The sequence below is a fragment of the Kineococcus siccus genome (genome assembly GCF_009906795.1).
In the GTDB taxonomy this organism is placed as follows: domain Bacteria; phylum Actinomycetota; class Actinomycetes; order Actinomycetales; family Kineococcaceae; genus Kineococcus; species Kineococcus siccus.
The window spans coordinates 1-24,394 of the sequence record NZ_JAAALN010000036.1; the positions used below are offsets into that span (position 1 = coordinate 1).

At 76.5% G+C, this 24,394-nt stretch carries 23 protein-coding genes; 14 read left to right on the plus strand and 9 right to left on the minus strand.

Going from position 1 to position 24,394, the window contains the following annotated elements:
• Positions 1-72: 72 nt before the first annotated feature.
• Positions 73-1,683, minus strand: a complete 1,611-nt coding sequence (locus GTR02_RS06540; RefSeq protein ID WP_166606676.1) for a flavin monoamine oxidase family protein — start codon at positions 1,681-1,683, stop codon at positions 73-75.
• Between the two features lie 137 nt (positions 1,684-1,820).
• Positions 1,821-2,774 carry a LysR substrate-binding domain-containing protein gene (locus tag GTR02_RS06545; protein WP_166606677.1) on the minus strand — a complete coding sequence of 318 codons (954 nt, stop codon included), beginning with the start codon at positions 2,772-2,774 and terminating at the stop codon, positions 1,821-1,823.
• Between the two features lie 49 nt (positions 2,775-2,823).
• Here GTR02_RS06545 and GTR02_RS24235 point away from each other — a divergent pair, with 49 nt between their 5' ends.
• Genes GTR02_RS24235 through GTR02_RS06560 form a run of 3 tightly spaced genes read left to right on the plus strand, consistent with a single transcriptional unit; the run spans position 2,824 to position 5,629 of the window.
• Positions 2,824-3,732 carry an EamA family transporter gene (locus tag GTR02_RS24235; RefSeq protein WP_166606678.1) on the plus strand — a complete coding sequence of 303 codons (909 nt, stop codon included), beginning with the start codon at positions 2,824-2,826 and terminating at the stop codon, positions 3,730-3,732.
• Positions 3,729-4,709 (plus strand): DNA glycosylase family protein, encoded by a 981-nt coding sequence (locus GTR02_RS06555; protein WP_205708763.1) that lies wholly within the window; start codon positions 3,729-3,731, stop codon positions 4,707-4,709. The genes GTR02_RS24235 and GTR02_RS06555 overlap by 4 nt, the downstream gene beginning before the upstream one ends.
• Complete coding sequence (locus tag GTR02_RS06560) at positions 4,709-5,629, plus strand: polysaccharide pyruvyl transferase family protein (RefSeq protein WP_166606679.1); 921 nt, start codon at positions 4,709-4,711, stop codon at positions 5,627-5,629. The genes GTR02_RS06555 and GTR02_RS06560 overlap by 1 nt, the downstream gene beginning before the upstream one ends.
• On the opposite strand, the gene cofE is transcribed toward GTR02_RS06560, so the two are convergent.
• Positions 5,626-6,648, minus strand: a complete 1,023-nt coding sequence (gene cofE, locus GTR02_RS06565) for a coenzyme F420-0:L-glutamate ligase (RefSeq protein WP_166606680.1) — start codon at positions 6,646-6,648, stop codon at positions 5,626-5,628. The genes GTR02_RS06560 and cofE overlap by 4 nt on opposite strands.
• The gene (gene cofD, locus GTR02_RS06570; RefSeq protein WP_420814702.1) at positions 6,645-7,649 is read right to left on the minus strand and encodes a 2-phospho-L-lactate transferase; all 1,005 of its coding nucleotides are present in this window, start codon (positions 7,647-7,649) and stop codon (positions 6,645-6,647) included. Before cofD ends, cofE begins: the two co-directional genes overlap by 4 nt.
• Positions 7,650-8,142: 493 nt before the next feature.
• On the opposite strand from cofD, the gene GTR02_RS06575 reads away from it, so the two are divergent.
• The gene (locus GTR02_RS06575) at positions 8,143-8,373 is read left to right on the plus strand and encodes a WhiB family transcriptional regulator (protein ID WP_166606696.1); all 231 of its coding nucleotides are present in this window, start codon (positions 8,143-8,145) and stop codon (positions 8,371-8,373) included.
• 40 nt (positions 8,374-8,413) lie between these two features.
• On the opposite strand, the gene GTR02_RS22840 is transcribed toward GTR02_RS06575, so the two are convergent.
• Positions 8,414-8,851, minus strand: a complete 438-nt coding sequence (locus GTR02_RS22840; RefSeq protein WP_166606682.1) for a metallopeptidase family protein — start codon at positions 8,849-8,851, stop codon at positions 8,414-8,416.
• Between the two features lie 211 nt (positions 8,852-9,062).
• On the opposite strand from GTR02_RS22840, the gene GTR02_RS06585 reads away from it, so the two are divergent.
• The 7 genes from GTR02_RS06585 (at position 9,063) to ahcY (ending at position 15,292) form a co-directional block, all read left to right on the plus strand.
• Positions 9,063-9,389 (plus strand): DUF3499 domain-containing protein, encoded by a 327-nt coding sequence (locus GTR02_RS06585; protein ID WP_166606697.1) that lies wholly within the window; start codon positions 9,063-9,065, stop codon positions 9,387-9,389.
• A 110-nt stretch (positions 9,390-9,499) separates the two neighbouring features.
• Positions 9,500-9,775, plus strand: a complete 276-nt coding sequence (locus GTR02_RS06590; protein ID WP_166606683.1) for a hypothetical protein — start codon at positions 9,500-9,502, stop codon at positions 9,773-9,775.
• A gap of 85 nt (positions 9,776-9,860) precedes the next feature.
• A complete protein-coding gene (locus GTR02_RS06595; protein ID WP_166606684.1) occupies positions 9,861-11,339 on the plus strand; it encodes a phosphomannomutase/phosphoglucomutase in 1,479 nt (492 codons plus the stop codon).
• Entirely contained in the window at positions 11,336-11,542 is a 207-nt protein-coding gene (locus GTR02_RS06600; protein ID WP_166606685.1) for a Trm112 family protein, read from the plus strand. The genes GTR02_RS06595 and GTR02_RS06600 overlap by 4 nt, the downstream gene beginning before the upstream one ends.
• The gene (locus GTR02_RS06605) at positions 11,539-12,696 is read left to right on the plus strand and encodes an SIS domain-containing protein (protein ID WP_166606686.1); all 1,158 of its coding nucleotides are present in this window, start codon (positions 11,539-11,541) and stop codon (positions 12,694-12,696) included. Before GTR02_RS06600 ends, GTR02_RS06605 begins: the two co-directional genes overlap by 4 nt.
• Positions 12,697-12,698: 2 nt before the next feature.
• Positions 12,699-13,676: a cation diffusion facilitator family transporter gene (locus GTR02_RS06610; protein ID WP_166606687.1), complete on the plus strand. Its 978-nt coding sequence runs from the start codon at positions 12,699-12,701 to the stop codon at positions 13,674-13,676.
• A 62-nt stretch (positions 13,677-13,738) separates the two neighbouring features.
• Positions 13,739-15,292 carry an adenosylhomocysteinase gene (ahcY, locus tag GTR02_RS06615; protein WP_166606688.1) on the plus strand — a complete coding sequence of 518 codons (1,554 nt, stop codon included), beginning with the start codon at positions 13,739-13,741 and terminating at the stop codon, positions 15,290-15,292.
• Between the two features lie 97 nt (positions 15,293-15,389).
• Here the strand turns inward: ahcY and GTR02_RS24240 are convergent, their stop codons facing one another.
• Both GTR02_RS24240 and GTR02_RS06625 read right to left on the minus strand, forming a co-directional pair.
• Positions 15,390-17,036: a diguanylate cyclase gene (locus GTR02_RS24240; RefSeq protein WP_166606689.1), complete on the minus strand. Its 1,647-nt coding sequence runs from the start codon at positions 17,034-17,036 to the stop codon at positions 15,390-15,392.
• Positions 17,037-17,091: 55 nt separating this feature from the next.
• Positions 17,092-17,472: an ATP-binding protein gene (locus GTR02_RS06625; protein ID WP_338073630.1), complete on the minus strand. Its 381-nt coding sequence runs from the start codon at positions 17,470-17,472 to the stop codon at positions 17,092-17,094.
• A 97-nt stretch (positions 17,473-17,569) separates the two neighbouring features.
• Here GTR02_RS06625 and GTR02_RS06630 point away from each other — a divergent pair, with 97 nt between their 5' ends.
• Positions 17,570-18,892: a SpoIIE family protein phosphatase gene (locus GTR02_RS06630; RefSeq protein WP_166606690.1), complete on the plus strand. Its 1,323-nt coding sequence runs from the start codon at positions 17,570-17,572 to the stop codon at positions 18,890-18,892.
• A gap of 9 nt (positions 18,893-18,901) precedes the next feature.
• Here the strand turns inward: GTR02_RS06630 and GTR02_RS06635 are convergent, their stop codons facing one another.
• On the minus strand, positions 18,902-19,783 hold the full coding sequence (locus GTR02_RS06635; protein ID WP_166606691.1) for an RDD family protein: 882 nt from the start codon (positions 19,781-19,783) through the stop codon (positions 18,902-18,904).
• A 77-nt stretch (positions 19,784-19,860) separates the two neighbouring features.
• Between GTR02_RS06635 and GTR02_RS06640 the strand changes: the two genes are divergently transcribed.
• The gene (locus GTR02_RS06640; protein ID WP_166606692.1) at positions 19,861-21,528 is read left to right on the plus strand and encodes a prolyl oligopeptidase family serine peptidase; all 1,668 of its coding nucleotides are present in this window, start codon (positions 19,861-19,863) and stop codon (positions 21,526-21,528) included.
• A 4-nt stretch (positions 21,529-21,532) separates the two neighbouring features.
• Positions 21,533-22,531 carry a stage II sporulation protein M gene (locus GTR02_RS06645; RefSeq protein WP_166606693.1) on the plus strand — a complete coding sequence of 333 codons (999 nt, stop codon included), beginning with the start codon at positions 21,533-21,535 and terminating at the stop codon, positions 22,529-22,531.
• 16 nt (positions 22,532-22,547) lie between these two features.
• Here the strand turns inward: GTR02_RS06645 and GTR02_RS06650 are convergent.
• On the minus strand, positions 22,548-24,394 hold a 1,847-nt coding region (locus GTR02_RS06650), incomplete at its 5' end, for an ABC transporter ATP-binding protein (RefSeq protein ID WP_166606694.1).

The following is a 24,394-nucleotide window of genomic DNA, read 5'->3' on the forward strand; positions in this document are numbered from 1 at the left end:
GGGCGGGGTCGGTCACGCGGTTCTCCTGGAGGCTGGTGGGGTGCGGTGCGGGGCCCTGCGACGCGGGGGCGCTCATGCGGTCATGACGCGCTCGTGCAGCGAGGTCACCGCGGCGCGGGCCGACGTCATGGCGCCGTGCTGCCACGCGATGGCGTGCGAGAGGTGGTCGCCGGCGAAGTAGACGTTGCCCTGCGGCGCGAGCAGCGTCGTGTACTCGGGCCCGGTCTGGGACTCCCAGTCGACCCAGCCGGCCTCGCTGAACCGCGTCTTGCTCCAGGACACCGAGAACGACGAGGCGATGTCGTCGCCGTACACGGCGCCGTGGATCTCCGCGCCGTTCTGGACGGCACGCCGGCGGCGCTGCGCGTGCGGCAGGGCCGCGTAGTCGAGCGCGTCCTGGCCGTAGTTGTAGTAGCCGACGACGACGCCGCGCCCCGAGTGGAACCCCGACGACGGGTACCAGACGTGGGACAGGTCGAGGTCGGTGTTGGTGATGCCGCCGTAGATGCGCAGGTCGTCCTCCCACCAGCGGCGGGAGTACTCCAGGCCGATCTTCCCGGTGGGGGAGGGCACAGCGGCCCCCAGGGCGGTCGTGACGGCCGGTCCGAGGTTGTGCGGGATCCGCGCCGCGATGTGCGGCGGCAGGGTGTTCACGACGAAGTCGGCCGTCGCGGTGCGCGCGCGCCCCGCCGCGTCGACGTAGTCCACGTCGGCGCCCGCGGCGGTCGTCCGCACGCCCGTGACCGTGCACCCGTAGCGCACCTTCGAGGGGCCCACGGCCTTCTCGAGCGCGTAGGCGATCCGGTCCATCCCGCCGACGGGCTGGAACATCATGACCGCCTGGTCCCAGCCGAACTCGAACGAGAACTCCCGGCCCAGGCCGCCGGCGATGACGTCGTGCAGCGACGGCGCCGGGGCCACCGTGCCGGCCTCCAGGCCCGCACCGGGTTCCACGGTGTACCCGCGGCGCCCGCTGCCGCCGAGGTAGAGGTTCTCCGCGGCCGGGTCGCCGGTGGAGTTCCCGAGCTCGCCGAAGTCGCGGAGGAACTCGAGCAGGGCCTCCTTGTCGTCGGCGGTGAGCTCGCCGTCGAGGGCGCCCGTGCTCGTGGCCTTGGCCAGCAGTTCCGAGACGTAGCCGTAGGTGTCGGCCTTCGCGGTGCGGTGCTTGACGGCGACGTTGGAGACCGCGGTGTCGCCCGTGTAGTACAGGAGCGCGTCGGCGTTCTGGTTGACGAACGGCTCGATCGCGACGCCGAGCTCCCGGCAGTAGTCCAGGGTCACGTGGTGCTGCGGGATGCGGGCGGGGCCCGCGTTCATGTACTGGCCCTCGGCGAAGCGGACGCGCTGCGTCTCGCCGTTCAGGTCGGTCTCCGTGGTGCCGCCGCGCACGGTCCAGTTCCGCCCGCCCGGCCGGTCGCGGCCCTCGAGCAGGGTGACGCGGTACCCGGCCTTGCCGAGCTCGTACGCCGTGGTGAGGCCGGCGATCCCCGCGCCCAGCACCAGGACGCTGCGCGTCGAGCGCCCGGTGAGGGAGAAGTCGGACGGTGCCGGCGGGGTGAAGGCGGGGGTGGGCGTGGCCGCGGCGGAGGGCGCCAGGCCGATCGCCCCCATCGCCCCGTACATGGCGCCGGCGCCGCCGGTGACGCCGACACCGCGCAGGAAGTTCCTTCGGGAGACGGGCAACGTTGCTCCTCGGTCAAGGGGTGGAAGCCCTTACCCTGGGTGCCCGGTGTTTCCGGTGTGTGACGTCTGTGTCACGACTGTGTGGCCGGTGGGGCGCGTGGGGCCAGTGCCGTCGGGATCGACTGCGGCGCAGCGCATCACGCCACCAGGTCGGGCACCGCGTCCGGGCGCTCGGCGGCGGCGCGCAGGAGGGCGCCGAGGACGGCGGCCGTGGGGGCGTCGGCGTCGCGGCCCGCGCGCGTGACGGCGTAGATCGACCGCGCGGCCGGAGCCCCGGCGAGCGGGACGACCGTGAGTCCGCTGTGCCGCAACGGGTGTGCGAGCCGCGGGAGCAGCGCGACGCCCGCGCCGGCGGCGACGAGCGCGGCCACGGCGTCCCACTCCTGGCAGTGGTGGCGCACGTCGGGGGCGAAACCCGCGGACGCGCACACGCCCGAGGTGATCTGCGCGCACGCGTCGCTGCGCGGGGAGGAGATCCACACCTCGGGGGCGAGCTCCTCGAGCGGGATCTCCGGCAGGTGCGCGCTCGGGTGGCCCGCGGGCAGCAGCGCGTCGAGCACGTCGGTGAGCAGGTCGACGCGGTGGTAGCGCGCGTCGTCGCGGTGCGGGGCGCCGTGCTGGTCGACGGCGACCACGACGTCGAGCTCCCCGGCGTCGAGCCCGGCGAGCGCCTCGGCCGGTTCCTTCTCCCGCACGAGCAGGTCGAGCCCCGGCCGCTCGCGGCGCAGCCGCCCGAGGGCCGGGGCCACCACGGCCGCGATGGCCGTGGCCAGCGACCCGACCCGCACCTCGCCGACGGTCCCGTCGGTGAACGCGGACAGGTCCGCGCGCGCCTTCTCCAGCTGCGCCGCGACCGCGTCGGCGTGGCGCAGCAGCACGCGGGCCTGCCCGGTCAGCCGGACGCCGCGGCCCTGCTTCTCGAGCAGCGGCACGTCGAGGTCGCGCGCCAGGCCGGCGAGCTGCTGGGACACGGCCGACGGTGTGAGGTGCAGCGCCGCGGCGGTGGCGGCCACCGTGCCCCGCTGGTCCACCTCGCGCAGCAGCCGCACGCGACGCAGATCGATCGTGAAGTTTCCGCTGTCGATTGACATGACGGAAGACTAGCTGGACTGAAGGGTCACCGACAGGCACGCTGCTGGGGTGTCGCGCCGAGCCACCCTCCTCTTCGCCGCCCTCGCGCTCGCGTGGGGCGTGCCGTACCTGCTCATCAAGGTGGCCGGGGAGGAGCTCCCGCCGTCCACGCTGGTCCTCGCCCGCACGGCGCTGGCGGCCCTGCTCCTGCTGCCTCTCGCGCTGGCGCGGGGGCAGGTCCGGCCCGTGCTGGCCCGCTGGCGCCCCGTCCTCGCGTACGCCGTCGTCGAGATCGTCGTGCCGTGGCTGTTCCTGGCCCGGGCGGAGCAGACGCTGCCGAGCTCGACGACCGGGCTGCTCATCGCGGCCGTGCCGCTCGTGGCCGTCGTCGTCGCGCTCGTGTCCGGGCGGGCCGAGCGGCTGGGCGTGCGCGGCTGGCTGGGCCTGGCCGCCGGCACCGCGGGGGTCGCGGCGCTCGTCGGGCTCGACGTCCGCGGCTCCGACCTGGGGGCCGTCGCGGAGCTCGGCGTGGTCGTCGTCGGCTACGCCGTCGGGCCCGCCGTGCTCGCGCGGTGGCTCGGGGACGTCAACGGCCTCGGGGTGGTCGCCGTCAGCGTCACGATGGCCGCGCTCGTCTACGTGCCCGTCGTCCTGCTGGGGCCGGGGCTGCCGGCCGCGTGGCCGTCGGGGCGCGTCGTGCTCTCCGTCGTCGTCCTGGCCGTGGTGTGCACCGCGGCGGCGTTCCTCCTGCTGTTCGCGCTCGTGGGGGAGCTGGGACCCGTGCGGGCGCTGTCCGTCGTGTACGTCAACCCGCTCGTCGCCGTCGTCGCGGGCGCCGCGCTGCTGGGGGAGCGGGTCACGGCCTGGACGGTCGCGGGGTTCGCGCTGGTCCTCGCGGGCTCCGTCCTGGTGACCCGCCGGACGCGGGCCGCCGGGTCGCCCCCGCCGGTGCCCGCGCGTCGTACCGTGACCCCGTGACCGTTCCCGCCCCGCGCGACGCCGTCGACGACGACGTCCCGCTGGTGCGGCGCTGGCGGCCCGGGCGCCCCGTCGCGGTGCACCGCACGCTCGCGGTCCTGCGGCGCGGCGGCGGCGACCCGACCTACCGGCGCGAGGAGTCGGGGGCGGTCTGGCGCGCGACCCGCACGCCCGCGGGGCCCGTGCTGCTGCGGGTCGTCGCCGTGCCGGCCGACGCGGAGCTCGAGGCCACCGCCTGGGGTCCCGGCGCGGACTGGGCCCTGGACGGCGTGCCCGAGCTGTTCGGCGCGGCGGACACCACGGCCGGCGACTTCGCCCCGCGGCCCGAGCACACCGCCCTCGTCGACGCGTGGCGCGCGCACCCGGGGCTGCGGGTCCCCCGCACGCGCGCGGTCTTCGAGGCGCTGTCGGCCTCGGCCCTGGAGCAGGTCGTCACGGGGGTGGAGGCCTTCGCGGCGTGGCGGCGCCTCGTGCACCGCTTCGGCGAGCCGGCCCCCGGGCCCGCGGGGCTGCGGCTGCCGCCCACCCCCGAGCAGTGGCTGCGGGTGCCCTCCTGGGAGTGGCTGCAGGCCGGCGTGGAGCTGCGGCGGCGACGCGTCACGATCATCGCGGCGCCGCGCGCGGCGGCCCTGGAACGCACCCTCGACCTGCCCGCCGAGGACGCCGACCGGGCCCTGCGCAGCCTGCCCGGCGTCGGCGTCTGGACCTCGGCGGAGGTCCGCCAGCGCGCCCACGGCCACCCCGACGCCTTCTCCTTCGGCGACTACCACGTCGCCAAGAACGTCTCCTGGGCCCTGACCGGCGAGGTCCTCGACGACGCCGGCTGCGCCGAGGTCATCGAGTGCTACCGCGGCCACCGCTACCGCGTGCAGCGGCTGCTGGAGCTCGCGGGGCACCGCCGGCCGCGGCTGGCGCCCAAGATGACGCTGCCCACCCACACGCCCAACCGCGCCGTGCGGCACCGCGGGACGCGCTGATGCGGGTCCTGCTCGTGGGCTGGTCCAGCGTGCTGCACGGCGAGGCCACGGCCGGCGACGTGCTCGCGACGGAGGCCGTGGCCGAGCGCCTCACCGCGGAGGGCGTCGCGCACGACCTGGCGTGGAGCCCCGCGATGCACCGCGCCCACGGCCCGCGCGGCGGCCTGCTGCTCGACGACGTCGACCCGGCCGCCTACTCGCACCTGGTCTGGGTCTGCGGGCCGCTCGCGGGGGAGCCGGTGCGCGAGCTGCACGCCCGCTTCGCCCACGCCCACCGCAGCGCCGTGGGCGTCTCGGTGCTCGACCCGGCCGACCCCGCCGTGACCGGCTTCCACGTCGTCGTGCCCCGCGACGCCCCCGGTACGGCGCCGCGCCGCGACCTCGCCGCCCGCCCTGCGAGCCCCGCCGTCCCCGTCGCCGGTGTCTACCTGACCCGCGGGCAGGGCGAGTACGGGGCGCGGCGGCGCCACGACGAGGTGGCGGACGCGATCGGCGCGTGGTTCGACGGCCGCGAGCTCGCGCGCCTGCCGCTGGACACCCGGCTGGACCCCCGCGACTGGCGGCTGCCCGCGACCGCCGAGCAGGTCCTCGCGGTGGTCGCCCGCCTCGACCTCGTCGTCACGACGCGCCTGCACGGGCTCGTGCTGGCGCTGCGCAGCGGGGTCCCGGCCCTCGCCGTCGACCCCGTCGCCGGCGGGGGCAAGGTCGGCGACCAGGCGCGCGCGTGGGGCTGGCCCGCCGTCGTCGGGGCCGAGGAGCTGCTCGCGGCCGACGGCGCCCTCGCCCTGGACGAGCACGCCGCGTGGTGCCTGTCGGGGGCCGGTCGGGCCGCGGCCGCCCGCTGCCGCGACGAGGCCGGCGCCGCGGGCGGCGAGCAGCTGGACGCGCTCGTCGCCGCCCTGCGCCCCACCGGGAGCTAGCGCCCGCGCGCCTCGCGGACGGTCACGACGACGCCGTCGTCGCGGCGGTGCACGGTCCCCGCCAGGTCCTCGGTCCACAGCGCCGCGAGCACCCGCTGGGCGAGCACCCCCCGGCCGAAGTCGTCGGCCGCGCTCAGGTGCAGCGTGCGGCGCTCGAGCCGGCAGCTGCCCGCCCCACCGGCCGCGGCGACCTCGACCGCCCGCGCGACCCGCTCGCCGAAGGTCCCCGGCACGACCGGCGGCGCGTCCACGCCGTCGGCGCCCAGGGCCGTCCGCACGGCCTCGACGTGGCCGAGGCGGAACCAGTCGGACGCCGCGGCGCGCACGAGCGAGCGCGCGCCCGGGCCGTCCTCCTCGGTCACCCAGGCGGCCAGGCCGCGCACGAGGGCCGCCGGGACGTTGTCGGTCTTGCCCTTGACGAGGTCGGCGGCCGCGGCGATCTCGTCGGCCAGCGCCCGCTCGGTCACCGTCATGGTCCGGCCCGCCGTGTCCCGGGCGCCGCGGAGGTCGTCGACGACCGCGACCCCGGCGCAACCCAGGGCGAAGTCCACCTGCCCGTCGCGCCAGGCGCGGCCCGCGGTGTCGGTCACGACGACCCCGACGAGCGCACCCGTGCGCCGCCGCACGCCCGCGCGCAGCTCGCGCGCGGCCGCGTCCGGGTCCGCGGGCAGCACGAGCACCGTGCCCTCGGCGACGTTCGAGGCGTCGACGCCGGCCGCGGCCATCACGGGGCCCGCGGCCGCCTCGACGATGCGGGCCAGCCCGCTGGGCGTGCGGCGCGCCGCGACCGTCCGCACGCTCTCGCGCTCCACGACGGCGTCGCGCTCGGCGGCGGGCTCCGTCAGGCCCAGCGCCTTGGAGACGACCTTGCTGGACACGACGAGGACGTCGCCGTCGACGAGCGTGGCGCGCGAGGCGTGCAGCGCGTCCACGAGCAGGTCCGCGAGGTCGGTGCCCCGCTCGACCTCGCCGATGCCCTCCACGCCGACGACCTGCAGGGACGTCGTGGTGCGCTTCACGCGGCGCGGTCCTTGCGGACGAGGTCGAGCGCGAGGTCGAGCGCGGCGCCCGCGAGCGCGGCCGTCGCGGGAGCGTCGCTCATGAGCAGGGGCCGGCTGCGGACCGTGAGTCCGGGGCGGGCGGGCACGTCGTCGCCCTCGGCGACCAGCCAGCCGTCCAGCAGGCCCTCGTAGAGACCCGCGACGGCGGCCGCGGTCGTGGGCACGCCGATCGCGCTCAGGCACGCGTCCGCCATGCCCCGCACCGGGGCGCCCGCGATGACGGGGGAGACGCCCACGACGGGCGCCGAGCGGGCGAGCAGCACCTCGCGCACGCCGGGCACGCTGAGGATCGTGCCGATCGAGACGACGGGGTTGCTGGGCGGCAGCAGGACGACGTCGGCCTCGCGCAGCGCCTCCAGGACGCCGGGCGCCGGCCGGGCCTGCGCCGCCCCGACCGGCTCGATGGCGAGCGCCGGCACGGCGGCGTGCAGGCGCACCCACCACTCCTGGAAGTGCACGCGGCGCCCCCCCGCCTCGCCGTGGTGCGCGGCCGGGTCGACGGGCGCGAGGTCGACGTGCGTCTCGACGACGTCGTCGGTCATGGGCAGCAAGCGCACGCCGGGGCGCCAGCGCTCGCAGAGCACGGCCGTCGCCTCCGACAGGGTCCGCCCCTCGGCGAGCAGCCGGCTGCGCACGACGTGGGTCGCGAGGTCCTTGTCGCCGAGCGTGAACCAGGTCGGCGACTGCCCGTAGGCCGCGAGCTCGTCGGCCACGCCCGACGTCTCCTCGCTGCGCCCCCAGCCGCGCCCCTCGTCGATGCCCCCGCCGAGCGTGTACATGACGGAGTCCAGGTCGGGGCTGACCCGCAACCCGTGCAGCGTGATGTCGTCCGCCGTGTTGCTGATGACCGTCACGCGGGCGTCGCGGCGGGCGGGGTCCTCGTCGGCCCGCAGGTGCGCGAGCAGGCCGCGCAGGAACCGCGCGCCGCCGACCCCACCCGCGAGCGCCGTGATCCGCAGGCCCCGCACGGGGGCGCCGGCAGCCGTCCGGGACGCGACGTCGAAGCGCTCGTTCATGTCGTCATCCTCCCGGACGCGCCGCGACGAGGGCGGAGCGAGGTCGCTCGGGGCTCCGGACGCCCCCCGGCACGCGGTTCGTGGACGACTCGTGTGGCTGTTGTGGCTGGGGAGGCGGGGGATACCACGGTGGGCTTGACTCCTGCGCACGACACGCGTGTAATTCCACCAGTGGTGGTCACTCCGTGACTGCTAGATCACCGGTAGTGACTGTCTAGGCGTCGGGGGGCACCCAGTGGAGATCGATGTGCAGGTGCGCGAGAGGCCGCTGTCCGTGGTGACGGTCGAGGGGCCGGACGTGGTCCCCGACGAGCCCGCCGGCGAGGTGGCCGCGGACGAGGTCGCCGCGGACGAGGTCGCCGCGGACGAGGTCGCCGTGGTGCGGCCCGAGCTGTCGATCGTCGAGGTCGGCTGGGGCACCGGGCGCCACCCGGGCATGACGCCGGAGGACCCGGGCTGGCAGGAGCTGGCCCTGTGCGCGCAGACCGACCCCGAGGCCTTCTTCCCCGAGAAGGGCGGCTCGACCCGCGAGGCCAAGCGCGTCTGCCAGTCCTGCGAGGTCCGCCAGGAGTGCCTGGAGTACGCGCTCGGCAACGACGAGCGTTTCGGCATCTGGGGCGGCCTGTCCGAGCGCGAGCGCCGGCGCCTCAAGCGCCGCAGCGGCTGACGCACCGCCCCATCCCCGACCCGCGGCCCGGTCCGCCGCCTCAGTCCTCGCCGTAGCGCGGGTCGACGTCGTCCGGGGGCAGCTCCAGCAGGTGCGCCACCTGCTGGATGACCACCTCCGCGACGAGGTCGTCGAGGTCGTCCTCGTCGGCGCGCGTCTCCACGGGGCGCCGGTAGACCACGACGCGCGTGGGGCTCGCGCCGTCGGCCGGGAACAGCCGCCCGAGCGGGACGGCGTCGTCCTCCCAGGGCGCCGGGTCCGACGGCGGCACGTCCTCCACGGCGAACTCCACCCCGGCGAGCTCCTGCGCCCAGCGGCGCTCGAGCAGGTCGACGGCGTCGAGCACCAGGTCGTCGAAGCGCTCGGCGCGCGTGCGCGCCGCGGGCAGCGACGACGGCAGCAGGGGGCCGCGCAGGCCCCGGCCGTGCCGGTCCCGCCGCTTCGTCGTGCGCGGCCTCGACGGCCGTCCTCGTGCCACCGGGGGAGGGTACGACACGGCGGCGGCACCCCCCGGTGGTTGCGGCGACGGCGCGCGGGCGGCGGGTAGCGTGCGGCGCGTGAGCACTCCCGGGACGACCCCGACGCGGCAGGGCGGCCGCGCGCCGGGTGGGCGCGCGCAGGACGCCGGGGGCGCCGAGGTCCGGCGGCGGTGCTCGCGGACCGCGTGCGGCCGCAACGCCGTCGCGACCCTGACCTACGTGTACTCCGACTCCACGGCCGTCCTCGGGCCGCTGGCCACCTACGCCGAGCCGCACTGCTACGACCTCTGCGCCGAGCACGCCGACCGGCTGACCGCCCCCCGCGGGTGGGAGGTCGTGCGCCTGGCCCCCGGCATGGTCGAGGCCGCGCGCAGCCACGACGACATCCTCGCGGTGGCCGACGCGGTGCGGGACCGCCCCGCGCCGCGGGCCCAGCCCGGTCCCGCGGAGCCGCGCCCCGCCGGGGAGCCGGGACCGGGCACGCGCCGCGGGCACCTGCGGGCGCTGCGCGACGAACCCCGCGCCGGGGGCCGCTGAGGCCGGAGCTGGCCCGCACGGGTGACGCGACCTCAAGCGGCGGGTGGGCCTGCCGATGGAGGTCCGTCTTCACTCCGCCCCCCGTCCGGCTCACGCCTGGAGGACCACCCGTGGCTCTCGCGACACCGAACACGCCTCGCCGCCCCCGCCGGGCCCGCGCCGTCCGCACCGCCCCGCCGCTCGGTTCCCTCACGCAGGCCGGCCACCGCGAGACCGCGCTGTGCGGCTCGTGCGGCAGCGAGCGCGTCACCCAGCTGCAGATGTCGCTGACCGACGGCACCCCCGTCCGCTTCGTCTCCTGCCACGTCTGCGAGGAGCGCACCTGGCAGTCCTCCGCCGGCCCGCTGTCCGTGGACGCCGTCCTGGACCGCACGCGCAAGCAGTAGTCGCGGCGCGCCGCGGCCCGCCGGTCCCCCGTCCGGCCCCGTCGCGACCCCAGCCGTCGGGAGTCGCGCCGCTACGCTCGGTCCCGTGAGCGCACCCCTGTCGTCCGTCATCAAGGCCTACGACGTCCGCGGGGTGGTTCCCGACCAGCTCGACGTCCCCGCCGTGCGCGCCATCGGCGCCGCCTTCGCCGAGGTCGTCGTGCTCCCGCAGCAGCCCGCCGAGGAGGTCGCCGGCGGCCGCCGGCCCCGCGCCGTCATCGGCTACGACATGCGCCCCAGCTCCCCGGAGCTGTCGGCCGCGTTCGCCGACGGGCTCGCCTCGCGCGGCGTCGACGTCGTGGTCATCGGGCTGTGCTCGACCGACGGGCTGTACTTCGCGAGCGGGTCCCTGGACGTCCCGGGCGCCATGTTCACCGCGAGCCACAACCCCGCGCAGTACAACGGGATCAAGATGTGCCGCTCGGGGGCGCGCCCCGTCGGGCAGGACACCGGCCTCGCCGCCGTCCGCGACCTGGCGCAGAGCTGGCTCGACGCCGGCGCGGTGCCGGACGTCGACGGCGTCACCCCCGGCACCGTGACCGAGCAGGACCTGCTGCGCGCCTACGCGGAGCACCTGCGCTCCCTCGTCGACCTCTCCGGCGCCCGCCGGCTCGGCGTCGTCGTCGACGCCGGCAACGGCATGGGCGGGCACACGGTGCCCGCGGTGCTGGGGGAGGCCGCGGGGCTCGCGGCGCTGCCCTTCGCCGTGACCGAGCTCTACTTCGAGCTCGACGGCACCTTCCCGAACCACGAGGCGAACCCGCTGGAGCCCGCGAACCTGCGCGACCTGCAGGCCGCCGTGCCCCGCGCCGGGGCCGACATCGGCCTCGCCTTCGACGGCGACGCCGACCGCTGCTTCGTCGTGGACGAGAAGGGCGACCCCGTCAGCCCCAGCGCGGTGACCGCCATGGTCGCCCGCCGCGAGATCGCCAAGGAGCTGGCCGCGGGTCGCGAGGCCCGCGTGATCCACAACCTCATCACCTCGGCCGCCGTCCCCGAGATCATCCGCGAGGCCGGGGGCACCCCGGTGCGCACCCGGGTCGGGCACTCCTTCATCAAGCAGGAGATGGCCGACGTGGGCGCCGTGTTCGGCGGCGAGCACTCCGCCCACTACTACTTCCGCGACTTCTGGTCCGCGGACACCGGCATGCTCGCCGCGATGCACGTCCTCGCGGCGCTGGCCGAGTCCGACGTCCCGCTGTCGCAGCTCGCGGCGGAGTACGAGCGCTACGCGGCGAGCGGGGAGATCAACTCCACCGTCGACGACGCGGCCGCCGCGGCGCAGCGCGTCGAGGAGGCCGTGACCGCCCGCGCGCGCGACGCGGGCGAGGAGCTGCTCGTGGACCGCCTCGACGGCCTGACGGTGACGCACCCCGCCGCGGGGGACGCGCCGATGTGGTGGTTCAACCTGCGGGCCAGCAACACCGAGCCGCTGCTGCGGCTGAACGCCGAGGGCGCGGACGAGGCGACCATGGTCGAGGTGCGCGACCGGGTGCTGGCCCTGGTGCGGGGGCAGGGCGCGTGAGCGGCCTGCGGCTGGAGGCGTGGGTGCTGGAGCTGCTGCGCTGCCCGCTGACGGGCGAACCCCTCACCGGCCCCGTCGAGGTGGACGGCGAGCAGGTCCTCGTCACGCCGTCGGGCGTGCGCTACCCCGTCGTCGACGGGGTGCCGGTGCTCCTGGTGGACGAGGCCCGCGGGGTCCCCGCGGGCGGCGGGGCGTCCGCGTGAGCGCCCTCGACGAGACCCTGCTCAGCGACGGTGAGGCCCTCGCGGCCGCCGACACCTCGGGCGTGCTGCGGGCGCTGGCCACGGCGGGCGCGCAGGTGCGCGAGGCGGTCCAGCTCTCCGAGGACGCGGGGGTGGCCCGGCTCGCCGAGGACGGCCGGCCCCGCGCGGTGCTCGTGGCCTCGCTCGGCGGGAGCTCCGTCGTCGCCGACGTGCTGACCGCGCTGGCGGGCCGCAGCTGCCCCGTGCCCGTCGTCGCGCGCCGCGGCGGCCCGCTGCCCAGCTGGGTCGGGCCGCTGGACCTCGTGGTCGCGGTCTCGATGTCCGGCCGCGCCCCGGGGCCGCTGGCCCTCGCCGTCGAGGCCGCGCGCCGCGGCGCGCGCGTCGTCACCGTGGGCGCCGAGGGGTCCCCGCTGGCCGCCATCGGCTCCCGGCCGGGCAACGTGCACGTCCCGCCGGCCCGCGGGGTGCGCGCCGCGGGCGCGGGCGAGCGGTCCTCGCGGGTGGCGCTGTGGGCGCTGCTGACCCCCGTCCTGCTCGCGGCGCACGCGCTGGACCTGGTCCGCACGCCGCCCGAGGTGCTCACGGCGGTCGCCGACCGCCTCGACGACGAGTCCGACCGGTGCAAGCCGTCGTCGGAGGCCTTCGTCAACCCCGCCAAGGTGCTGGCGCTCGAGCTCGCGCAGACCGTGCCCGTCGTGCTGGCCGACGGCGACCTCATGGCCGCGGCCGCGCGCCGCGCCGGGTCGATGCTCGCGCGCACCGCGCGGGTCCCGGCCGTCACGGGGTCGTTGCCCGACGACGCGAGCGAGGTCGTGGCCACCTTCGGCGGGCCGTTCGCGGCGACGTCCGAGGACCTCTTCGCCGACCCCTTCCTGGACGCGCCCGTCGCGCCCCGGCTGCGCCTGCTGCTGCTGCGCGACGCCCCCGAGTCGCTCGCCGACGCCGACCGCGTCCTGGTCGAGGCGGTCTCCCGCACGGCCGAGGACGCGGGCGTGCGCGTCAGCGACGTCGTCGCCGACCCGGGCACCGAGCTCGCGCGGCTCGCACAGGTGCTGCAGCGCACGGATTTCGCTTCGACCTACCTCGCGCTAGCCTCCGGGATCGACCCGGCGACCTCGCCGCACGTCGCCGATCTCAAGGACAGGCTGGGCTGACCATGTCGACCGAAGGCGGATCCAGGGCCATCATCGCGGCGCTCACCGCGAACATCGGGATCGCGGTGACCAAGTTCATCGCCTTCCTGCTCACCGGGGCCTCGTCGATGCTCGCGGAGGCGATCCACTCCGCCGCCGACTCGGGCAACCAGGTGCTGCTGCTCGTCGGCGGCCGCGCCGCCAAGCGCACCGCGACCCCGGAGCACCCGTTCGGCTACGGGCGCGAGCGCTACGTCTACGCGTTCCTCGTCTCGATCGTGCTGTTCAGCGTCGGCGGGCTCTTCGCGCTCTACGAGGCCTGGCACAAGTGGGAGGACCCGCACCCGCTCACCTCCTGGCAGTGGGTGCCCGTGGTGGTGCTCGTGGTCGCCATCGGGCTGGAGTCGCGGTCCCTGCACACGGCCGTCGTGGAGTCGAACCGGACGCGCGGCACGCAGTCCTGGGTCCGCTTCATCCGCACCGCGAAGGCGCCCGAGCTGCCCGTCGTTCTGCTCGAGGACCTCGCGGCCCTGCTCGGCCTGGTCTTCGCGCTCTTCGGCGTGGGCCTCACCCTGCTCACCCACGACGGGCGCTGGGACGCCGTCGGCACCGCCCTCATCGGGGTCCTGCTCGTCGGCGTGGCCGTCGTGCTGGCCGTCGAGACCAAGTCTCTGCTGCTGGGCGAGGGCGCGACGCCCGAGCAGGTGCGCAGCATCCGCGACGCGCTGCCGGGCGACGGCGTCGAGGGCGTCATCCACCTGAAGACCCTGCACCTGGGCCCCGAGGAGCTGCTGGTCGCGGCCAAGATCGCGGTGCCCGCGGCCGACACCGCGGCGGACGTGGCGGCCGCGATCGACGGCGCCGAGCACCGCGTGCGCGCGGCGGTGCCCATCGCCCGCGTGGTCTACCTGGAGCCGGACCTGCGTCGCCCCCCCGGCCGGGGGGCGACGTCCTCGCGGACCGCGGCCGCCCGCGGAGCGGGGCCCGGCACCCCCGCCTGACCCGCCTCGCGCTGACCCGCCGGCGTCGGGCGCGTACCCTGGGAGACCTCCGGCGTCCGGTGATGCCGTGTGGTCCAGAGGGACCGCGCCGGGAGACCCATCGACCGTCTGACGGATCGACCCCCCGCGAGAGGACACCCGTGTCTGCCCAGAAGTTCGAGTTCCAGGTCAAGGACATCGCCCTGGCCCCCGCCGGCCGCCACGAGCTGCGGCTCGCCGAGCACGAGATGCCGGGCCTGATGGCCCTGCGCGAGGAGTTCGGCGAGAGCAAGCCGCTGGCCGGCGCCCGCATCGCGGGCTCGCTGCACATGACCGTGCAGACCGCCGTGCTCATCGAGACCCTCACCGCGCTCGGCGCGCAGGTCCGCTGGGCCAGCTGCAACATCTTCTCCACGCAGGACCAGGCCGCGGCGGCCGTGGCCGTGGGCCGCGACGGCACCGTCGAGGAGCCCGCGGGCGTCCCGGTGTTCGCGTGGAAGGGCGAGTCGCTCGAGGAGTACTGGGCGCTCGCCGACCGCATCTTCGACTGGGGCACCGACGCCGAGGGCCACCGCGTCGGCCCGAACATGATCCTCGACGACGGTGGCGACGCCACCATGCTCGTGCTCGAGGGCAAGCGCTTCGAGGCCGCCGGCGCCGTCCCCGAGCCCACCGAGGAGGACTCCGAGGAGTACCGCGTCGTCCTGAGTCTGCTGCGCGCCTCGCTCGCCGAGGACCCGGAGCGCTGGACGCGCATCGCCGCGGGCATCCAGGGCGTCACCGAGGAGACCACCACGGGCGTGCACCGCCTCCTGGAGTACTTCCGCAACGGCGTGCTGCCGTTCCCGGCGATCAACGTCAACGACTCGGTCACCAAGTCGAAGTTCGACAACACGTACGGCACCCGCCACTCGCTGATCGACGGCATCAACCGGGGCACCGACGTCCTCATCGGCGGCAAGGTCGCGGTCGTCTTCGGCTACGGCGACGTCGGCAAGGGGTCGGCGGAGTCGCTGCGGGGCCAGGGTGCGCGCGTCATCGTCACCGAGATCGACCCGATCAACGCGCTGCAGGCCGCCATGGACGGGTTCCAGGTCGCGCGCCTGTCCGACGTCGTCGGCATCGCCGACATCTTCGTGACCGCCACCGGCAACCGCGACGTGATCATGGCGTCGGACATGGTGCGGATGCGCCACCAGGCGATCGTCTGCAACATCGGCCACTTCGACAACGAGATCGACATGGCCGGCCTCGGCCGCATCCCCGGCGTCGAGCGCGTCGAGATCAAGCCGCAGGTCCACGAGTGGCGCATCCCGGCGACCGACGGCAACCCGGCGCACAGCATCATCGTGCTGTCCGAGGGCCGCCTGGTGAACCTGGGCAACGCGACCGGGCACCCGAGCTTCGTGATGTCGAACTCGTTCACCAACCAGGTCCTGGCGCAGATCGAGGTCTTCACCAAGCCGGACGAGTACCCCGTGGGCGTGCACGTCCTGCCCAAGCACCTCGACGAGAAGGTCGCGCGCCTGCACCTCGACGCCCTCGGCGTGCGGCTCACGGAGCTCACCAAGACGCAGGCCGAGTACCTGGGCATCGACGTGGCCGGGCCGTACAAGTCCGACGACTACCGCTACTGACGCGAGCCTCCGGCCCACTGGCCGGACCGACCGCCCGGCACCTGCTCCAGGTGCCGGGCGGTCGTGCGTCCGGGGCCCTCGCCGCTCCGGTCGTCCGTCACGACGTCCGCCCGGACGCGGGCACCACGTCGCGGCGGGGCTCGGGGCCGTCGGCGCGCACGACGCGGTCCCGGCCCGCCCGCTTGGCGGTGGACAGGGCGGCGTCCGCGCAGGCCAGGGCCTCGGCCACGCTCGCCCGCACGGCGCACCCCACGGAGACCCGGACCGACAGGCGGGGGTCGAGGACCCGCCAGTCCTCGCCGCGGACCGCCGCGAGCAGGCGCTCCGCGGCCTCGGCCGCGCCCGCGGCGTCGGAGAGCAGCACGACGAACTCGTCACCGCCGTACCGGATCGCGGTGTCACCGTGCCGGCACGCCGCCTGCACCAGCTGGCCCAGGCGCTGCAGCACGAGGTCGCCCGTGCCGTGCGAGCACGTGTCGTTGACGGCCTTGAACTCGTCCACGTCCACGAACAGCAGCGCCGCGGGGTCGACCGCCCGGCCCGCGCGGGCGGCGGCCGCCTCGTCGTCCAGCCGCTCCTGCAGCCGACGCCGGTTGCCCAGCCCCGTGAGCGGGTCGGTGAGGACGGCCGCGGAGTGCCGCGCGGCCTCCTGCTCCAGCGTCTGCACGCGCGCCCGGTCGGCGAGCGCCTCGAAGCGGCCCTCCCGGTCGCGCCACAGCCGGGCCATCGCGAGCTCGGACATCCGGCGCCAGCCCCGGGCCGCGGCGCGGGCCCCCTCCTCGCGCACCGGCTCGAGGTCCACGTCGGCCAGGGCCGCCGTGCCGAGGGCCTCCCAGAGCTCGCGGTTCTCGTGGACGGTGACGTGGCGGAACGACGACAGCAGCTCCCGCGCCTCCCCGTCGCGCCCGCGGCGGGCGAGGACCACGGCCTCCGCCAGGCGGGCCGCCCGCACCTCGACGAGCTCGTCGCGCGGCGTGATCGCGGCGAGGGCCTCCTGCACCCGGGCGTAGCCGAGGTCGTCGTGCCCGAGGCGGTGCAGGACGAAGCCCTCCAGCGCCTGCGCCCGCCAGCGCATCTCGGTGGCCCCCTCGGCGCGCGCGCTGGCCGACATCGCGGCGGTCCCGCCCAGCGCCTGGTGGTAGCGCCGGGTGGCTCCCTCGCCGTCGCCGGTGAGGTCGAGCAGGCAGCCCCACAGGGCGTTCGTGATCGCCAGGGCCCGGTGGACGTTGGTGCGGACCATGTCCACGCGGGGCGCCTGCGCGACGCGGCCGAGCAGGGAGTGGCACTGCTCGAACAGCAGCATCGAGCGCAGGGCCGTGGCGGTGGAGAAGGCCGCGGACAGGTGGTTGTAGCTCGCGGCCGGGTCCTGCGCGAGGGCCAGCGCCTCGGACAGCGCGTCCATCGCGGCCGTCGGCATCCCCTGCGTCAGCAGCGCCTCCGCGACGAGCGCGAGGACCTTGCCCCGCCACGCGGACTCCTCGGGCGGCAGGTCGCGCAGCAGCCGGCCACCGACCTCGACGGCCCCCGCGGTGTCCCCGGTCTCGAGCAGGCAGATCCCGCGGATGAACCGCAGGTAGCGCGCCGTGCGCACGTCCCGGGCCGCGGTGCACAGCAGCTCGCCCTCGCGGCAGCGCCGCAGCGCGAGGTCCCAGCGGCCGGCGTTCGCGAGGTCGATCGCCCACTCGGACAGGACGTCGAAGGGCCCGAACTCGCTGGTGGGCACCAGCACCCCGGCAGTCCGCACGACCTTCCTCCTCGAGATCGGCCCCGGCGCGGGAGCACCGGGAGCACGGGACGGGTCAGGTCAGCGTGAACCACGTGACCTTGCCGGCCTCCGACGTCTCCACGCCCCACGACGTGCTGAGCATGTCCACGAGCGCGATGCCGCGGCCCGAGTCGTCCTCCGGCCCGGCGTCGCGGGCCAGGGGGGTCTGCGGGCTGCCGTCGCGCACGGCCACGCGCAGCCCGGACGAGCCGTCGCACGTCACGCGCAGCGCGATCGGGGGCGCCCCGTGCTGGATCCCGTTGGTGATGAGCTCGGACACCAGCAGCTCCGCCTCGTCCAGGACGCGGGCGTGGTGCGCGTCGCAGTACGTCTGGCGCAGGAACGCGCGCGCCATCGACGGCGCCGTCCTGTCCAGGGGCACGTTGAGCTCGGCGGGAGGGGTGACGTCACACACGCGGATCACTGACCACCCGATCACTCTGCCACCCGTCCGGCGCCCGCGTCCCGCCGGCCGTGGTGACGGGACGGGGACCGAGGGTGAGGATGGGCGGGTGGTCCACCCCCGCGGCACCCGGCGCAGCGCCCCTCCCGTGCTCTCGACGGGAGTCCGCCTCGGCGACCTCGCGCTCAGCCACCTCCAGCTGAGCGACCTCGAGCTGGGCGCCGTGCAGCTGCAGGCGCTGAGCCGGATGGAGCAGGCCGTCTGCCTCGCCGACGTGACCCTCCCCGGTGAGCCGCTCGTGTGGGTCAACGACGCGTTCACCGCCACGACGGGGTACGCGGCCGTCGAGGCGCTGGGCCGCAACTGCCGCTTCCTGCAGGACGGGCTCGCGGAGCTCGGTCACGACACGGCCGGCCCGGCGGCCGCGGTGCGGACGATGCTGCGCGAGCGCCGCGGCGGCACCGTGACGATCCCGAACCGGCGCCGCGACGGGACCGTGTTCCACAACGAGCTGTCGCTGTCCCCGCTGCCCGACGCGGCCGGTCGGGTCCGCTGCTACGTCGCCGTGCAGCGCGACGTCACCGACCGCGTGCTGGCCCAGGCCGCCGAGCGCGCGGCCCACGCGGAGGCGGCGGAGCTCGCCGCGGAGCTGCAGCGCCAGCTGGTGCCGCGCGCCCTGCCGCCCGCGCCCGGCTACGACGTCGCCGTGCGCTACCAGCCGGCGACGCGGGCGGACGGCACGCGCGGCGAGGTCAGCGGCGACTTCTACGACCTGCTCCCGGGCGGGGTCGGGCGCGGGGCGCTCGCGGTCATCGGGGACGTGTCCGGCCGCGGTCCGCGGGCCGCCGCGACGACGGCCGCCTTCCAGTGGACCGTGCGCGCGCTGTCCCCGGTCCTCGCGTCCCCGGGTCTGCTGCTGCAGCACGTCGGCGACGTCGTGCAGGACGCCGTGGGCGACCGCTTCGCCACCGTGGCCGCCGTCCGGCTGTCCCCGCCCGCCGCAGGCGAGCGCGGCGAGGACGACGGAGGCGACGGCCGGGCCGTCCTGGCCCTCGCCGGACACCCGCAGGCCGTGCTCGTGCGCCCCGACGCCCCCGCGGCGCTCGTCGGGCGGCCCGGGACGCTGCTGGGCCCCTTCGGCGGGGTGTCCGTTCCGGACGCGGTCGTGACCCTGCGACCCGGTGACGCGCTGGTGCTGTACACCGACGGGGTCGTCGAGGCCGTGGACCCCGGCCGCCGGCTGCTGGGCGAGGAGGGGCTGCTGGCCGCGCTGGACGCGGTGGCGGACCGGGGCGGCCCCGCGGCGGGCGACGTCGCCGAGCGGCTGGCCGACGCCGTCGTGCACGCGGTGGGGCGCCACGTCGGAGCCGGCCCGACCGACGACCTGACGCTGCTCGTGCTGCGCCGCCGCCCCGGTCCGCGCCGGGGCTGAACCGCCGGCTCAGGCTCCGGGCCGGTCGCGCCCGAGGGAGTGCGCCAGCTCGCGGACGCGCGCCTGCTGGCGCTGCAGCGTCACCAGCTCGCGGTCGCGGCGCTCGACGAGGACGGCCGCGAGGAAGCGCTCGGCGGGGGTCCCCGCGGGCGGCGGGGGCGAGACGAGCGGCAGGAGGGACCCCGCGAGGGAGGCGCCGAGCTGCTCGCGCGAGGACGCGTGCAGGCCGGCCGCGCGACTCAGGAACTGCCGGGCCGCGAGGGCCGTGCCGTCGGGGAGGCGGCCGATGTCCGCGCGGTGGGCCCAGCCCGCGAGCTCCGGCGGCATGGGCGGCAGCGGCACGTGCCGGGCGCCCGTGCGCTCGCGGACCACGTAGGTGCCGGCCAGCAGGTCGCCGAACCGCTTGCCGCGCTGCGTGATCAGCGCACAGAGGATGGCGGGGCTGCCCGCGGTCGCCCACAGCTCGAAGAAGCCCAGCAGGCCGCGCACCACGCAGTGCCGGAACCGGACCGGCCCCCCGTCGTCGCGCACGACCCGCAGCCCCGTGACCACCTTCCCGAGCGAGCGCCCCCGCGTCAGCGTCTCCACGAGGACGGGGATGCCCACCAGGCAGAAGACGGTCAGCGTCAGCGCGACCGCCCCCGCCGCCGCCTCGTCGGCCTCGGACAGCAGCGCGGAGCCCCCGAGCAGCAGCAGCACCCCGACGACCGCGGTGGCCAGGGCGTCCAGCAGCCCGGCGAGGAGCCGCGAGGCGAAGGAGGCGGCCCGCAGGTCCAGCACCACGGCCTCGCCCGTGACGACGTCGCCCGTGGGCGCGCCCCCCGGGCCCGCGAGCGGCCCCGCCTCGCGCGCGGGCCCGAGGTCGGGCGGCTCGGGTCGTCGCGTGGCCACGGGGCCACGGTAACCGCCGCCCCCGCCGCGGACAGCGGGGACGGCCAGGCTCCGTGCGGCAGGGTCATCGCCGCATCGTGCCAGGGCGGGCCCCCCGCCCGCTGACGCCGGACGTCGCCTCGCGGCCGCGCTTCGCCGACCCGGACCGGCTGGACGACGGCGGCGTCGTGCTCGTCGCCGAGGACGTCGCCGGTCCCGTCCCGGCCCGGGCCCTCGTCCGGGTGGCGCTCGACGGCAGCGGCGTGAGCGAGCTGTTCCGCGGCCCGCGCTTCCTCGCCGCGCCGCGCACGTCGCCCGACGGCCGCCGGCTGGCCTGGACCAGCTGGGAGCACCCGGACATGCCGTGGCAGCGCACGCTGCTGTGGACGGCCGACGTGGGGCCCGACCACCGGCTCCGCGCGGTCCGGGTCCTCGCGGGCGCCGGGCGGCGCGAGTCGCTGCTGCACCCCGGCTGGACCGCGGACGGGCGGCTCCTCGTCGTCTCCGACCGCAGCGGCTGGTGGAACCTGCACCGGGTCGAGCCCGCGGGCGGGGACGAAGCCCACCTCGTCCCGGTCCTGCCCGAGGCGGCGGAGCAGGGGTTCCCCCCGTGGACCTTCGGCACCACGTCGTGGGCCGCGCTGGACGACGGCCGCGTCGCGCTCCTGCACGGCAGCGCGACCTACGGCCTCGACGTCGTGGACCCCCGCACGGGCGAGGTGGACCGGCTGGGGCTGCCGTTCACGGCGTACTCGCCGGTCCTGGCCGCCGCGGGCACGACCGTCGCGGCCGTCGCCGCGTCCGCGACGCGGGGACCGACCGTGGTGACCGTCGACGTCGGGACCGGACCGCGGCCCGCCGGGCGGCCCCCGGCGGTGCAGCTCGTGCAGGCCGGCGGCCGGACGCCCGACCCGGCGGTGCTCCCCGTGCCCCAGCCCGTCACGGTGCCGAGCGCGGGCGGGCGCGTCGTGCACGCGCACCGCTACGCCCCGACGAACGCCGCGCTCGACGTCGCGCACCACGACGGGACGGCACCGCACGTCCTGTTCGTGCACGGCGGCCCGACGTCGCAGTCGCAGGCGGCCGTCAGCCCCGAGGTCGCCTACTTCACCTCCCGCGGGATCGGGGTCGTCGACGTCCAGTACGGCGGTTCGACGGGCTACGGCCGGGCCTACCGCGAGGCGCTCGACGGCGCGTGGGGCGTCGTGGACGTCGAGGACTGCGTCGCGGTGGCGCGCTGGCTCGTCGCCGACGGCCTCGCGCCCGCGGACCGGATCGGCATCCGCGGCGGCAGCGCCGGGGGCTTCACGGTCCTGGCCTGCCTGACGGGGACGGACGCCTTCTCGGCGGGCACGTCGTACTACGGCGTCGCCGACCTGCGGGCGCTCGCGGCCGACACCCACGACTTCGAGTCCCGCTACCTGGACTCCCTCGTCGGCCCGCTGCCGCAGGCCGAGGACGTCTACGCCGCCCGGGCCCCGCTGAACCACGTCGACGGCCTGTCCTGCCCCGTGCTGCTCCTGCAGGGCGCCGACGACCTCGTGGTCCCGCGGGCGCAGGCCGAGCGGTTCGCCGAGGCGCTGCGGCGCAAGGGGCTCCCGCACGCGCTCGTCGTGTTCCCCGGCGAGCAGCACGGGTTCCGCCGCGCCGAGAACGTCGCGGCGGCGCTCGAGGCCGAGCTGTCCTTCTACGGCCAGGTGTGGGGGTTCGACCCGCCGGGGGTGCCGCGGCTCGACCTCGTCCGCGGCCCCGGGGACCTACCCTGAGCCGGTGGACGTCGACGCCTACCGGGCCGTGCACGCCGAGGAGTGGGCGCGGCTGCGCGCGCTGGTGCGCACGCGCGCGCTGACCGGCGACCAGGCCGACGAGCTCGTCGTCCTCTACCAGCGCACCGCGACGCACCTGTCGTTCCTGCGCTCCTCGCAGGCCGAGCCCGTGCTGGTCGACGAGCTGTCCACGCTGCTCGCGCGGGCGCGGGCCCGCCTCACGGGCAGCCAGTACCCGGCGTGGAAGCAGCTCACGCACTTCGCGGCGCGGGCGTTCCCCGCGGCGCTGTGGCGGGTGCGCTGGTGGACGTTCGGGGCGGCGGCCTTCACGGCCGTCCTCGCCGTGGCCGCGGGCGTGTGGGTGGCGGGCGACCCCGCCGTGCAGTCCAGCGTCTTCGGCTCCTCCTCCGACATCCGCCAGCTCGTCGAGGAGGACTTCTCGGGCTACTACTCCCAGTACTCGCACGCCTCGTTCGCGGGGCGCGTCTGGACGAACAACGCCTGGGTCGCGGCGACCTGCGTCGCCCTCGGCATCACCGGGGTGTTCGTGCCGGTGGCCCTCGCGCAGAACGCCCTCAACGTCGGGCTGCAGGGCGGCCTGCTCATCGCCAACGGCCGCGGGGAGCTGTTCTTCGGCCTCATCCTCCCGCACGGCCTGCTCGAGCTGACCGCCGTCTTCGTCGCCGCCGGTGCGGGCATGCGGCTGTTCTGGGCGTGGGTCGCCCCCGGGCCGCGGCGGCGGGCCGACTCCCTGGCGGTCGAGGGACGGGCGATGGTCGGCATCGCCCTCGGCCTCGTCGTCGTGCTGCTCGTCTCGGGCCTCATCGAGGGGTTCGTCACGCCCTCGCCCCTGCCGACGTGGGCGCGGGTCGGGATCGGCGTCCTCGCCGAGCTCGCGTTCCTCGCCTACGTCCTGCTCCTCGGCCGCCCGGCCGCGCTGGCGGGGGAGACGGGCGACGTCGAGGACCGCTTCGCCGGCGACGTCGCTCCCGTGCGCGGCTGAGGCGGCGGCCCGGGGATCAGGCGCCCGCCGGCCCGGCGTCACCGGCGCGCCCGCCGGTCGCCGCCCCGGGGTCCGCCTCGACGGCTGGTCCCGCGAACTGCGCGTGGTGCAGCGCCGCGTAGGCGCCCTGCGCGGCCAGCAGCTCCTCGTGCCGGCCCTGCTCCACGACGCGCCCGTCCTGCATCACCAGGATCAGGTCGGCGTCGCGGACGGTGGAGAGCCGGTGGGCGATGACGATGCTCGTGCGGCCGCGGCGCAGCTCGGTCATGGCCTGCTGCACGAGCCGCTCGGTGCGGGTGTCCACCGAGCTCGTCGCCTCGTCCAGGACGAGCACGCCGGGCCGGGCGAGGAAGGCGCGGGCGATCGTGATCAGCTGCTTCTCCCCGGCGCTGACGCGCGTGGCGTCCTCGTCGACGTGGGTGTCGTAGCCCTCCGGCAGGGAGCGCACGAAGCGGTCGACCGAGGCCGCGCGGGCCGCCGCGACGACCTCGTCCTCGGTCGCGCCCGGGCGGCCGTAGGCGATGTTGTCGCGGATCGTGCCGGAGAACAGCCACGTGTCCTGCAGGACGATCGCGGCCCGCGAGCGCACCTCGCCCCGGGACATCGCGGCGGTGTCGATCCCGTCGAGCAGGATGCGCCCGCCGTCCACCTCGTAGAAGCGCAGCAGCAGGTTCACCAGCGTGGTCTTGCCCGCCCCCGTGGGGCCGACCACCGCGACCGTCCGTCCCGGCTCGGCCACGAAGGACAGGTCGTCGATGAGGGGGCGGTCGGGGGAGTAGCCGAAGGACACGTGCTCGAACTCGATGCGCCCGGCGCCCGGACCGGTCTCGCCCTGCGGCCGTGCGGGTTCCACCGCGGGCTCGGGCGACAGCTCGGGCTCGTCGAGGAGCTCGAAGACCCGCTCGGCCGACGCGACGCCGGACTGCAGCAGGTTCGCCATCGACCCCAGCTGGCTGAGCGGCTGCGTGAACTGCCGCGAGTACTGGATGAACGCCTGCACCCCGCCGATGGTGAGGGAGCCGCTCGTCACCATCAGCCCGCCCAGCACGGCAATCCCGACGTAGACGAGGTTCCCGACGAACGTCGTGGCCGGCAGGATCGTCCCGGACAGGAACTGCGCCCCGGCGCTCGCGCGGAACAGCTCCTCGTTGCGCTCGGCGAACCGGGCCCGCACCTCCTCGCGCCGCCCGAACGCCGTGACGACGTCGTGGCCCGTGAACGCCTCCTCGATCTGCCCGTTCAGGACGCCCGTCTCGCGCCACTGCGCCGCGAACAGCGGCTGCGACCGCTTCGCGACGGCCGCGGTCACGAGCAGGGTCAGCGGGATCGCGAGCAGGGCGACGACCGCGAGCTCCCACGAGATCGAGACCATGAACGCGACGACGCCGATCACCGTGAGGACCGACGTCAGCGCCTGGCTCAGCGTCTGCTGCAGGCTCTGCGAGACGTTGTCGATGTCGTTGGTCACCCGGCTGAGGAGGTCGCCGCGCTGCGTGGAGTCCACGCGCGCGAGCGGCAGCCGGTGCACCTTGTCCTCGACGTCCGAGCGCAGGTGCTGGACGGTGCGCTGCACGACGCGGTTCAGCAGCACGCCCTGCGCGTAGAGCAGCACGGAGGACAGGACGTAGACGGACACGGCGGCGAGGAGGAGGCCCTCCAGGCGCGCCCGGTCCAGGACGGCGGCGCCGGCGGCCGCGACGACGACGTCGGTGGCCTCGCCCAGCAGCCGCGGCCCGACGACCGAGCAGGCCACGCTGACGACCGCGAGGACGGTGACCGCGAGCAGACGGGCCCGGTGCGGGGCGAGCCGGGCCACGAGGCGCCGGAAGGACGGGCCGAAGCTCGCGGCCTTCTGCACCGGTC

Excerpts from the sequence above, each read along its gene's own strand:
- GTR02_RS06545 (WP_166606677.1), bottom strand. The coding sequence starts at position 2,774 with ATGTCAATCGACAGCGGAAACTTCACGATCGATCTGCGTCGCGTGCGG.
- GTR02_RS06560 (WP_166606679.1), top strand. The coding sequence starts at position 4,709 with ATGCGGGTCCTGCTCGTGGGCTGGTCCAGCGTGCTGCACGGCGAGGCC.
- GTR02_RS06575 (WP_166606696.1), top strand. The coding sequence starts at position 8,143 with ATGACGCCGGAGGACCCGGGCTGGCAGGAGCTGGCCCTGTGCGCGCAG.
- GTR02_RS06610 (WP_166606687.1), top strand. The coding sequence starts at position 12,699 with ATGTCGACCGAAGGCGGATCCAGGGCCATCATCGCGGCGCTCACCGCG.
- ahcY (WP_166606688.1), top strand. The coding sequence starts at position 13,739 with ATGCCGTGTGGTCCAGAGGGACCGCGCCGGGAGACCCATCGACCGTCT.